Below are 10,783 nucleotides of genomic sequence, written 5' to 3' on the forward strand. Positions count from 1 at the left end.
CGCTCGGCCGCCAGCAGCGCGGAGCGCGCCAGGGCGGCGATGCGCGGCGGGCCGTCGATGATGACGTGATCGGCGCGGCGGGCCAGCTCCGGCGCTTCCTGATGCAGCGTCTCGCGGGCAAGGCCCACGGCGCTGAACAGCCGTGGCAAGCCTTGCTGGCTTCTGCGCTGCGTCCAGTCGAGCGAGGAACCCTGCGGGTCGGCATCCAGCAGGATGACGTGCAGGCCGCGCATCGCCAGTTCGCCCGCGATGTGCGTGGCGAGCGTGGTCTTGCCGACACCGCCTTTCTGGTTGAGAAACGCGAAGATCATGGCGCGGCCCTCCTGGCTGGAAAGCCGGTCTTTCTCCTCTGCGCTTCGTGCTGCCTGGCGGTTGTCCACCAGGGCGCGGCGCCTCTACTACCGGTTAGAGCATTTGAGTTAGGGAAGTTAGGAGAGGCCGAAACCCGCGCCAGCATTGGCTTTGCGGCCGATTTTGTTGCCTGATAGCACGAGGATTCGTTGCCTGATAGCACGACACCTGTGTTGCCTGATAGCACGAGTCCGTCCACAGGCCACGCACCGCTTATCCCCGTGCCGTGGGCGGCACGGGCCGGAAGGTCAGCAGCGGCGAGGCAACGCCAGCGGCATGCTCGATGCCCAGCAGGTAGCCCGGCAGGGCTTGCCGCGCCACCAGCGCGCGCAAGTCGGCCGCGAAGTCGTAGAACCGCGCCACGCTGCCCGATTTGCGGTACAGGTGCTGGAAGTCGAACTGCCAGCCGCCCGGCTGCCGACCGCCGTGCTTCCTCACCAGCCGGTACAGCCAGCGCTCGATGCCGCCCGTGAGCCGGAAATACGCTGGGTCGATGGTCAGCACCAGGGCGGCGTCGAGCACGCCGGCATAGAACCAGTCTGGCAGGATCAGTTCGATGCCCAGCGGCGTGCCGCGGGCGTCGGCCATTTCCTTCCACTCGTTGATCCACGAGAAGCGGTGCAGACGCCGACCGCTCGTCTCCCGGATGGATGTGGCCACCGTAGTCGATTGCAGGCGATCCAGTGCGGCCTTGAGGCGCTGGTAGTCGCGCAGCGACGTACCGCGCCCGATGAAACGCAGCACCTCGTAGGGGCGCACCTGCATCAGCCGCGATGGACGCAGGCCCGCGTCGCGCGCTTCCACGATCTGCGAGGCGGCCCAGATCAGCACGTCGGCGTCCCAGATTGTGGCGATGCCGTGCTCGGCCGTGCCTTCCACGCGGATCGTCACGTCGCCAGCGCGGAAGTCGATCGGCGCCGTGCGCCGCGACTTGGCCAGCGAGAAGAACGGAAACGCCATCAGGTCCTGGCTGTCGCGCGGCGCCATGTCGCCCGGCAGGGCGCGGAACAGGTCGAGCTGTTCGCGTTCCGGCACGGGCCGCTGCCGGGACGGCAGCGCAGGACTGGACATGGCGAAGGCCACCCGCGCGCCGGCGTTCAGCGCGCACGGCTGTCCGCCGCATGGTGCTCGGCGTACTCGGGATCGGACGTGCTGTCGAAGCTGCGCTCGGCGGCCCAGGCATCGAGGTCGGCCACGGCGTACATGACTCGGCGGCCGAACTTGCGGAACTTGGGTCCACCACCCAGCACGCGCTGCTTCTCCAGCGTGCGCGGCGACAGCCGCAGATAGTCGGCGGCTTCGTCGTTGGTCAGGTAGCGTTGGGGTTGGGCCGTCGTGGCAACGGCAGCGGCGGCAGGCCGCAAGGGAGCGGGACGCATGGCGAGAACCTCCATCGGTTGCAAAGCTCCGGCCGCACAGCGCAACCGGATGGAGGCAGTCTCAGAAAACGCGGCCTTCCTGCTCAGGGCCGATCTGCGCCGGATGCAGAACGACCCTTCTCAAGCGGCGCAAGCTGTGCTAAGCGGCGGTAGCCGCCGCGCATCAGCGCATCGCCGCGCTGCACCAGACGGCGCACCCTGGAGCGCAGGCCACCGTCGCTATACCAATCGGCCACGGCGTCCACACCGAACAACCCTTCGGCCGCTTCGCGCAAGGACGCACCCGCCAGGGTCGCGTCTAGCGCCTGCAGGGTGTGCAGTTCTTGCAAGGCAGCAGGCGTGGGCCGTCCGCGAGCCGCCGCCGCAGGCGTGGCCGCAGTCGCTGCGGTCAACGCATCCAGCCCGGCCGCCAGCGCGCGGTAGCGAGCGCATGGCGAGGCGCAGGTCCGCATGGCGCAGAGGCAGGCCATGCCGTCTTCCAGGCCCGGCCCGAGCGCGAGACGCACGCAGCAGCCAGGCCAGTGCGCTGTCAGCACGAGGCGCTTGCCGTCGTGGATCAGGTGCTTGTGGCCGGGGACATTCCAGAACTCGAAGGCGCCGGCATCTGGCGGTGGATCGTCGTCGGCGTAGAGATGCACCACGGCCTCATGGTCGGGGAACCAGGCCGGATGCGCGTCACGCGCATCCAGGGCTGGATCTTCCAGCAGGCGCAGGCCCCAGGGCTGCGCCGCTGGATGCGCCGCTTGCGATCTGCGATGACGGCGCAGCCAGTCGAGCCGGTAATCGGGATTCCTGCGCAGGTATTCCCAAGCCAGAGCAGGAGCATCGAGGTGCAACACGTAGAGGTACGCGGCCGTCGGATACCAAGGCGCGGTGCGGTGATCGGTCATGGCGAAGCTCCCTTTAAACACAGGAGCAGCGCCACAAACATCACCGCGCAAGCATCATCGCATCAGGCCCCAATCGTAAAAAAACTGGTCAGAGCGTAAATCTTGTGTCAAGACGATTTGAATCCGGTACATTGCACAAAACCGTCTAAAAAGCTTGCTGTAGCGCATGAGAACAAGCCGTCTCCTGCGACGCCCACACTGCCGCACGCCGCGCCAGCCATCATGGCTGTTTGCGCCAGAGTTGCCCCGTGCCGGTGCAACAGCGCAGATTGAGACCTGACGGGTCTGAAGCCAGACGAAAATGGCCTCAATGCGCCCCGGCTGCTCCGGAACGCGAACGGCTCAATCGACGATGGAGCCGTTCTCCCGGGCCAGTCTCAGGTATTCGGACAGTGGGCGTACTGCCTGGAAATACCGGTCCCGCATCACGAGCTGTTGGCGTGGCCCGACGATGGCAGCCAGATCCGACAGCTTGATTTCCCCCAGATCCGGCATTCCCAATCCCAGGTCGATCAGGCCCCAGGCAGTGTCGCCATCGGCGGGGTTCAGCGCGGCCAGCAGCCAGGTAGCGTGCGCGTCCGGCGTGAACAACCGCACCACGGGCCGCGGGTCGATGGCTTCGCCAGCGGCGCGAGCCTGGCCGTGGGCCAGCAGTTGCCTGTGCTCGTCCTCGGTGGTGAGTCGGTTCATGGGGCGGCCCCTTCTTTGAACAAATCCGCCGAAGCGTGAAAGCGCGAAGCCGCATCGGCGCATTTGGGGAAAGGCACGAATGCGGTTTTACGGTTCTGTGGGAATCAGCGCAAGCGGGTTTCCGTGCAGGCGCAAAAGCGGGAAAGCGCAGCGATGAATACTATAGATTGTAGTCCTATAGGGCGCAATCGGCTGTCATCTTGGATTTTGCGGAGATCCAAGCTTGGCAGCGAAGCACACATTGTCGGAGGCGTTGAAGACCATCAGGAAGGCGCGGGGGTTGAGCCAAGAGGCCTTCTCCAACGTGTCCAGCCGCACCTACATGAGTTCGCTGGAGCGCGACCTGAAAAGCCCGACCCTGAACAAACTGGCCGAGCTGTGCGAGGTCATGGAGGTCCATCCGCTCACGCTGCTGACACTGGCCTATGCTGGTGACGACACGCGGCGGGCCGAGCGGCTTCTGGCGCAGGTGCGGCAGGAGCTGGAGGCCGTGACGCAGCAGGCCGATGCGCCGTAGCGCGCGCATCGGTGCTCGCCAGGCCGATCCGGCGCAGCTGGTTCGGCGGTATCGAGGGGCGCCAAGCCCTGCGCGGCGGGGATAGCCCGCAGGGCTTTGCCCTGGAGAGTGCGAGCGTCAGCGCGCAGCGCCGCAGGCGCGAAGGCGTGAGGGATTGAAGCCGGATGGCCGTGACGGCGAAGGCGGCACGGGGCGCAGCCCGAAAGCCCGGCGGTGCAAAGCACCGACACGCCATGCCGCATCCGCAGCCACGAACCCAACGCATAGGGAAGCAGCCTGACATAGCCCACGCTCCAACGGTCCTGCCTCCTTGCTACGCTGCCCAGCAACACAGCGCCCCGCCGCGAGGGGCGGGGCGCTGCGGCGGTTACGCCGCCTGGGGCTTGTTGCGCGACCAGATCAGGTCGTGCGTGCCGTCCTCGCCTTCGATCAGGCGGGCATAGACGGTGGCCGGGAACGAAGGATCGTCGAGGGTCACGGACACGTAGGGCCGTTCGGCTTTGCTGACCTTCTTCCATGCCGCACCGATGTCGTGGCCAGCGACCTGCACGCGGAAGTCGGGGGCGTTGTCGTTGTCGCCCTTGTCGTTGGGGACGATCTTGACCTTGACGTTGAGCGTCAGGGTGCGCAGCGTGCCGGTGAAGCCGTCTTTCTCCGCGGTGAAGGTGCCGATGTTTGCCATGATGAATCTCCTTACGGTTGAACAAGGTTCGCGCCCATCGCGTCCTTGTTGTGATCCGGCCGGCGGGGGACGGGCTGGCTGCACCGCGTGCGGGCGCAACGCAGTGGAGCACCTGGAAGACCAAATAATTTGTCCCGCGAGGAATGCGCGCAGCGCAGGGGAAATTATTTGGGCTGGAAGGTTGCATCCACAGAAGCCCGAGGCGCAGCCGCGCCCCCGCCAGGATTCACAACGAGACAAGGACGCCCTGGGCCGAACCACCCCCGGAAGGAGTCATGGTCCACTCGGCATCCCGCGCTGCACGGCTTCACCGGCTAGTCTTCCTGACACTGGCAAGGGCCACGCCCAACGACTGGTGAGCACGCCCCCAACACCCGCGGCGTCTGGTATGAAGCGCGGCGTGGAAGCCCATCGCAAGGCCAGTCGGCGTGTCCGTGAACCGCCCCTCGTGACGACCAGGCAACGAACCGCCAGCGTCAAGGACGGCACGCATTCGTGCAACCTGCCGTAGCAAGCTCCGGCGTATCTGCCCGTCGCCCCCGCCCCTCGCGTCGGGACGCTGATCCGGCCGATCCGGCGCAGCCCGATTCGGCGGTATCGAGGGGGGGTGCCAAGCGCAGCGCGGCGGGGATAGCCCGCAGGGCTTTCCCCTGGAGGCAAGCGAAGCGCGCAGCGCCACAGGCGCGAAGGCGTGAGGGATTGAAGCCGAATGGCCGTGACGGCAAAGACGGCACGGGGCGCAGCCTGAAAGCCCGGCGGCGCATCGCGCCGACACGCCCAGGTCGTTCTATATTTTCAGGAAAGAATCCAAGACAAGCCCATGACCCTCCAGCTACGACACGAGACCCCGGACGACATTGCTGCCATCGAAGCCGTCACGACGGCCGCTTTTGCCGATGCGCCGCACACCAGCCACACCGAGCAATTCATCGTGCGTGCCCTGCGCGCCACCAATGAACTGACGCTTTCCATCGTGGCCGAGGAGCATGGGCAGATCGTCGGCCACGTCGCACTGTCCCCCGTCACGATCACCGATGACCAGGGACGGAAGGCCGATGGCTGGTACGGGTTGGGGCCGATCTCCGTCCTGCCGCAAAGGCAGGGGCACGGCATCGGCTCGCGCCTGATGGAACAGGCGCTGTCTGAACTGCGGGCCATGCGAGCCGCTGGTTGCGTGCTGCTAGGCGATCCCGCGTACTACGGGCGCTTTGGCTTTCAGGCCCATGCGGGCCTGCAACTGCCGGGCGTGCCGCCCGGCTACTTCATGGCGCTGGCCCTGCATGGGCCAGTGCCCGAAGGCATCGCGCGCTACAGCGATGCCTTCAACGCCGCCGCCTGAGCCAACGCGAAGGCGGCGGCGTTCTGGCTGGGCTGTTGGCCTTGAACACCGGGCGCGGCCACTGCCGCGCCCGGATTTTGCGTTTCACCGCGCCCAGGACGGAACGGCCTGGGCGCGGTGCTGATCGCGGTTATTCCTTCGTTTCGATGAGCCACCACACGGCACGCGGCAAGGCGCGGCCCGTGATGGGGTGAATGTCGGTGAGGTCGGCGCGGGCCGTCCAGCCCGAGGGCGGGCGGTAGCCGCGCACGTCGCCTGCGCCGTGCCAGCGGCGGGCGCGCACCGTGCCGGGAGCGTAGATCGCCGCCATGCGCGGGCGGCTGGTGGCGGTGCGGGTCATGGGGGGCTTCTCCTTCCAGCAAAGCGCCCCGGTCGAGGCCGGGGCGCTTGCCTTCGGCGCGGGTCAAGCGGCCAGCGCCTCGGCGGGTTCATCCGCCATTGCTTCGGCATCCTCCGGGGCGTGCTGCTCCGGGCATGCCTCCTGCACCGCATCCTGCGGGCCTGCGGCCTTGAAGATGGCGGGCATCCAGCCCGTGCCATCGGCCAGCCGCTCGGCTTCGCTGGCAATGTCGGCCTTCTTCAACTTCGCCAGCCGGGTGACGGATTCCGGGGCAAACGCGCCTACGGCATCCAGAATCACGGCCTTGGAAACATGCTTGAAGTAGCCTTCTGCGGTTGGCTTCCACCATGCGGCCATGTCGAGGCCCACGGCCTGCGCCAGTTCCGCGCCGGGCTGGTGCGGCGTGGCGCGGGGCGTCACCACGTCCACCGTGGAAGCCACGCACACGGCCAGCAGCCGCACCAGTTCGTCTTGCGGCTTCGCCAGCAGCTCGGCGAACAGTTCGGCGCTGTCCTCCGGCAAGGCTTCGCCGGCCACCTGTTGCAGTTCACGGAGTGCCACGGCGGCGGGAGATTCCGGCCAGTCAGGGGCCATGCCTTCCAGCCGGTCTTGCAATTTCAGGCCCACGCCCAGCGGCAAATCGTGGCCGTAGTGGCGTTCCTGCAAGACGGTCTGCACCATGCCATGCACCAGCGCGGCCAGCGCGACGTGCGGATGCCGTGCGACTTCGATTTGCAGCGCCGCCGTGCGGTGGGCGCTCAACCGCTGCGCCAGCCGGTCGGACATGGCGGCGGTCTTGGGCTGCCTGTCGTCGTCTCCGTCCTCGCCTTCGTCGTCGTTCTCGGATTCGCCTTCGCTGCCGAACCCTTGGCGTAGCCTTTCCAGCGTGCGCAGCGCCTTGGCCTCGGCCTCGCGCATCAAGCCGCGATGAATCACGGCCTCGCCGTTGCGGTCGATGGTGACGATCGCACCGGCTGCGGCCTTCACGTTCGCGCCGTAGTCCTGCAAGCCATCTTCCAGCGCCTGCAACTGCTCGCCCACGGTTTCGCCTTCCTCCTGCAAGGCGTCGGCCTTGTCCTCGTCGTCGGCGTCCAGCGCAGCATCCACGGCTTCGGCCAGTTCGTGCATCTTGGCTTGCAGCCTCTCGATGCGTGCCGCTTCGCGCTTGTTCGGTTCGCGGCGCTCCTTCGGTGCGCGTTGGAAAGCGTGCAGGTCGGCATGGGTCACGCCCGGCGTGGCATCCACCCACGCCCAACCCTCGACGCGGACAGTGGCGGCGATGCCTGCCAGCTTGTCTTGCGCCAGCCGTTCCAGCAGCGCGGCATCGGTCAGATACACGCCCGCGTCATCTTCCGCGAACAGGTCACGGCGGATGCCACCGCCTGCGGCCTCGTAGGTGTCCAGCCCGACGAAGCGCACCAGCGGATGCCGGTAGGCGTCGATTTCGCGCTCGGTGAGGCGTTCGCGCAGCGCGGACGGGCCGCGCTGCCAGGTTGGCGCATCGTAGAACGCGCTTTCCTGCGCGGCGTGGTCATCGGTGATGGCAAGGGCCATCAACTGGTCAAGGCTCACGGCATCGGCGCGATAGTCAGCCATGAGGCGGGGCGAGACGTTCGCCAGCTTCAATCGGCGCTGCACCACCAGCGGCGTAACGGAGAAATCTGCCGCAATGTCCTCGATGGGACGGCCTTCGGCCACCAGCGCGGCGAAAGCCTCGAACTGGTCTGCGGGGTGCATGGCTTCGCGCTGCACGTTTTCGGTGAGGCTGGCCGTGCGGGCGGTGCCATCGGCCACCAGCAGGCAAGGCACTTCCCATTCCTTGCTGATGCGGTGCTTTTTCGCCAGCAGCTTGAGGGCTGCGAGGCGTCGGCCACCGGCCACGACTTCGTAATGCTCGCCATCGGCGGATGCAATGACGATCAGGTTTTGCAGCAGGCCCACGCGCTGGATGCTCGCAGCCAGTTCGGGGATGGACATGCGCGGGGTCTTGCGCACGTTGCGGCCCGTGGGGCGCAGCACCAGCCGCGACAGCGGAACCAGAATCAGGTTCTTGGTCGGGTCGGCGGCTTCCAGCGCGGGGGCTTGGATGGCGCGGGCTTCGGTTTGGGTAACGGCGTTCATAGCGAATCTCCAATCGAGTGAAACAAGGGAATGGAGGGGAACCGCCCCTCCGGCGGGGGAACGGTTCAGGCTTTCAACTGGCGCAGGCCATCGGCCAGCATCCAGAGGGCGCGGTTCAGGCGCACATCGGAATCAATGCCCTGCACGGGTCGGGTCTGCTGGCGGCGTCCGTTGGCGCTGCGGCCATGCAATCCGCCCTTGGTCAAGTTCTCCTGCGTGCGGTTGAACACGCTCCACAGGTCGGGGCGGCGGTCGTCGAACCGGCGCGGCATCAGGATTTGCGATTCGGTGATGGGCGCGGGCTTGTTGTCGGCGGGGTCGTACTTGAGGGCCAGCGCGGAACGGGCGAACACTTCGGACTCGCCTTCGTCCAGCGTGATTGCGCGCATGGCATCGCGGGATTCCTTCACGCGCTCGAAGCCGCTCAACACCTCGAAAGCGCCTTCGATGACGGAACCGGCCACGTCGCCCTTGTGGGGCACGCGCACGTCCGCCACGGTGTCGCCGCAGACAAGGCCATTGCTGCAAACGAAGCGGAACATTCCGGCCAGCATCTGATAGCTGCTCGTGCCGTCATGGGAGTTCAGCAGCACGATTTCGTTAGCCTCCGCGCCGTTGATCTGGCTGGCATGGCGCAGGCGCAGCATGTGTTTCGTGTGCTCGCGCTTGCCTTCATCGCGCACGCGGGTCTGCGTCACCATGAAAGGCTGAAAGCCTTCTTTGCGAAGCTCGGTCAGTACGGCGGCGGTGGGGATATAGGCGTACCGCTGCGAACGGCTTTCGTGCGGGGCATCCGCGAAGATGGACGGGGCCACGCGATGAATCTGGTCATCGGACAGCGGGTAGTCGCTGCGCAGCGCCGGGGAGTGGGAAGCGAAGCGGGATGCGAGTTGCATGCTCTTTCTCCTGAACAAAATGGCTGTTGAAGAAAACCGCACACCGGATTCCTAGATTCGGAGCCCAGCCTTTCGGCTGTTCGGTGCGGTCGGCACGAGGAACCCGGTTGGCCCTGTTGCCACCGTCTTTCCTGAGTTCATCGCCCGCGACGAAAGGGAGCCCGTGGACGGGGGCCGTCAAGGAGACAAGCGCAGGGTTGGTGCGGCCCGCAGGCGCAGCCGAGGACACGGCCCTGCGCGCCTTGACGGCACCAGGCCGCGGGCTACAGTCGCGGACAAGGTGATGAAGTCAGGGGAGACGGCTGGACATGGCAACGGCCATCCCTGTGTGCCGAACCGCACGGCAAGCGAAGCGCGCAGGCCCGAAGCTAGAAGCCGGGCCGGAGGCGTCAGCCGAGCGGAGCGAGGGAACGATGGAAGCCCGAAGGGGCGAGACGCCGCAGGCGGCTCGATGCGCTACGCGCACGACAGCGCGACCGGCCATCTCCCAGGTGGCCGGGGACGCCCAGACTTCATAGGTGAAGGAACCACAGGATCAGGATGAGCACATGCAAGGCCGTGTGGATCTGCTGCGAATGCGGTCTGGCCGATCCGGCGCAGCCGAGTCGGCGGTGTTCAGGGGCGCCAAGCCTGCGCGGCGGGGATAGCCGGCAGGGCTTTCCCCTGGAGGCAAGCGCAGCGCGCAGCGCCCCGTGAGGGGCGCGTAGGCATCACGCCGAGTCGTCAGGACGCAGGCTGGATTCCGATACCGGCATGCACGGCGATGACGAGTCCAGCAAGTAGCGCGCACCGCGTGCGTACAGGCCCGAAAGCCCGCTGGGCCGATAGAACCCGGTGACACGACGCCGGAACTGCGCACCGAATTCGTTGGTGAAGATCACCGCGTCTCCGATCTTGAAGCGCAAGGGCTGGCCGTTCTCCGGCGCGAATGGCTTGAACGCATCGTGCTGCGCCGTGATTTCGATGATGTAGTCGTGATGGCTGCTCATGGCATGGATCTCCTGCGAAGGTTGGGAAAGCGCAAGGAGCGCCTTGCGGCGCTCCCAGGGCCGGCTCAGACAACAACCCGGCCAGCCAGTCGCGCATCGCGCGCATAGGCGCTCAACCGCTTCTCGGCGCGGAAAGACAGGTCGCGCTCGATCGGCAGGCCCAGCCCGCCGCGCACCGCCGCCAGTTCGCCCAAGCTGACCCAGCCGATTTCCGGCGCCCCCAGGCCCAGGTCACAAAGACCAAAGGCGTGGTCGTGGTCATCGGGATCAATCGCGGTCAGCAGCCAGGTCGCGCCGGCGTCCGGCGTGAACAGCTTGACCACGGGGGCCGGATCGAAGTCCGGGTTCTCCAAGGATTCGCGGCCGTTGGCCAGCAGCACGACGCGCTGCTCGTCAGTGATGAGTGCGTTGTTCATGGTGGAATTGCCCGGCCCTTCCGGGGCACGGCGCAGCGCAAGCAGTCAGGGGTCGAAGACGGCCACGGGCCGCAAGCGCCACTGGCGCGCAGCCCTTGACGGCGAGAACGCCGTGGCACGATGAAGGGAACAGCAAGACCGCCTCCCTCGCACCTCCACTCACCCGGTTTTTT

At 66.8% G+C, this 10,783-nt stretch carries 13 protein-coding genes; 2 read left to right on the forward strand and 11 right to left on the reverse strand.

Annotation, left to right across the window (positions count from 1 at the left end):
* The 5 genes from RCO38_RS02225 to RCO38_RS02245 all read right to left on the reverse strand — a co-directional run.
* A partial coding sequence (locus tag RCO38_RS02225) for a ParA family protein (protein WP_308326667.1) occupies window positions 1-311 on the reverse strand: 311 nt, incomplete at its 3' end.
* A 253-nt stretch (window positions 312-564) separates the two neighbouring features.
* On the reverse strand, window positions 565-1,422 hold the full coding sequence (locus RCO38_RS02230) for a replication initiator protein A (RefSeq protein ID WP_308326668.1): 858 nt from the start codon (window positions 1,420-1,422) through the stop codon (window positions 565-567).
* Window positions 1,423-1,448: 26 nt separating this feature from the next.
* Window positions 1,449-1,730 carry a helix-turn-helix transcriptional regulator gene (locus RCO38_RS02235; RefSeq protein ID WP_308326669.1) on the reverse strand — a complete coding sequence of 94 codons (282 nt, stop codon included), beginning with the start codon at window positions 1,728-1,730 and terminating at the stop codon, window positions 1,449-1,451.
* Between the two features lie 83 nt (window positions 1,731-1,813).
* On the reverse strand, window positions 1,814-2,620 hold the full coding sequence (locus RCO38_RS02240; protein ID WP_308326670.1) for a DUF2285 domain-containing protein: 807 nt from the start codon (window positions 2,618-2,620) through the stop codon (window positions 1,814-1,816).
* A 342-nt stretch (window positions 2,621-2,962) separates the two neighbouring features.
* Window positions 2,963-3,310, reverse strand: a complete 348-nt coding sequence (locus tag RCO38_RS02245) for a DUF2958 domain-containing protein (protein ID WP_308326671.1) — start codon at window positions 3,308-3,310, stop codon at window positions 2,963-2,965.
* A 223-nt stretch (window positions 3,311-3,533) separates the two neighbouring features.
* Between RCO38_RS02245 and RCO38_RS02250 the strand changes: the two genes are divergently transcribed.
* Window positions 3,534-3,827 carry a helix-turn-helix domain-containing protein gene (locus RCO38_RS02250; RefSeq protein ID WP_308326672.1) on the forward strand — a complete coding sequence of 98 codons (294 nt, stop codon included), beginning with the start codon at window positions 3,534-3,536 and terminating at the stop codon, window positions 3,825-3,827.
* A 367-nt stretch (window positions 3,828-4,194) separates the two neighbouring features.
* Here the strand turns inward: RCO38_RS02250 and RCO38_RS02255 are convergent, their stop codons facing one another.
* Window positions 4,195-4,509 carry a DUF736 domain-containing protein gene (locus tag RCO38_RS02255; RefSeq protein WP_308326673.1) on the reverse strand — a complete coding sequence of 105 codons (315 nt, stop codon included), beginning with the start codon at window positions 4,507-4,509 and terminating at the stop codon, window positions 4,195-4,197.
* An 820-nt stretch (window positions 4,510-5,329) separates the two neighbouring features.
* On the opposite strand from RCO38_RS02255, the gene RCO38_RS02260 reads away from it, so the two are divergent.
* Window positions 5,330-5,848 (forward strand): GNAT family N-acetyltransferase, encoded by a 519-nt coding sequence (locus RCO38_RS02260; RefSeq protein ID WP_308326674.1) that lies wholly within the window; start codon window positions 5,330-5,332, stop codon window positions 5,846-5,848.
* A 130-nt stretch (window positions 5,849-5,978) separates the two neighbouring features.
* On the opposite strand, the gene RCO38_RS02265 is transcribed toward RCO38_RS02260, so the two are convergent.
* From RCO38_RS02265 to RCO38_RS02285, 5 genes are all read right to left on the reverse strand, one after another.
* Window positions 5,979-6,188 carry a hypothetical protein gene (locus tag RCO38_RS02265; protein WP_308326675.1) on the reverse strand — a complete coding sequence of 70 codons (210 nt, stop codon included), beginning with the start codon at window positions 6,186-6,188 and terminating at the stop codon, window positions 5,979-5,981.
* Between the two features lie 63 nt (window positions 6,189-6,251).
* Window positions 6,252-8,309, reverse strand: a complete 2,058-nt coding sequence (locus RCO38_RS02270) for a ParB/RepB/Spo0J family partition protein (RefSeq protein WP_308326676.1) — start codon at window positions 8,307-8,309, stop codon at window positions 6,252-6,254.
* Window positions 8,310-8,374: 65 nt separating this feature from the next.
* Window positions 8,375-9,205 (reverse strand): DUF932 domain-containing protein, encoded by an 831-nt coding sequence (locus RCO38_RS02275; protein WP_308327310.1) that lies wholly within the window; start codon window positions 9,203-9,205, stop codon window positions 8,375-8,377.
* 710 nt (window positions 9,206-9,915) lie between these two features.
* Window positions 9,916-10,194 carry a hypothetical protein gene (locus RCO38_RS02280; RefSeq protein WP_296337315.1) on the reverse strand — a complete coding sequence of 93 codons (279 nt, stop codon included), beginning with the start codon at window positions 10,192-10,194 and terminating at the stop codon, window positions 9,916-9,918.
* Window positions 10,195-10,259: 65 nt separating this feature from the next.
* Complete coding sequence (locus tag RCO38_RS02285; protein WP_308326677.1) at window positions 10,260-10,610, reverse strand: DUF2958 domain-containing protein; 351 nt, start codon at window positions 10,608-10,610, stop codon at window positions 10,260-10,262.
* Window positions 10,611-10,783: the final 173 nt, after the last annotated feature.

The organism is Hydrogenophaga pseudoflava, assembly GCF_031020795.1.
GTDB classification, from domain to species: domain Bacteria; phylum Pseudomonadota; class Gammaproteobacteria; order Burkholderiales; family Burkholderiaceae_C; genus Hydrogenophaga; species Hydrogenophaga pseudoflava_A.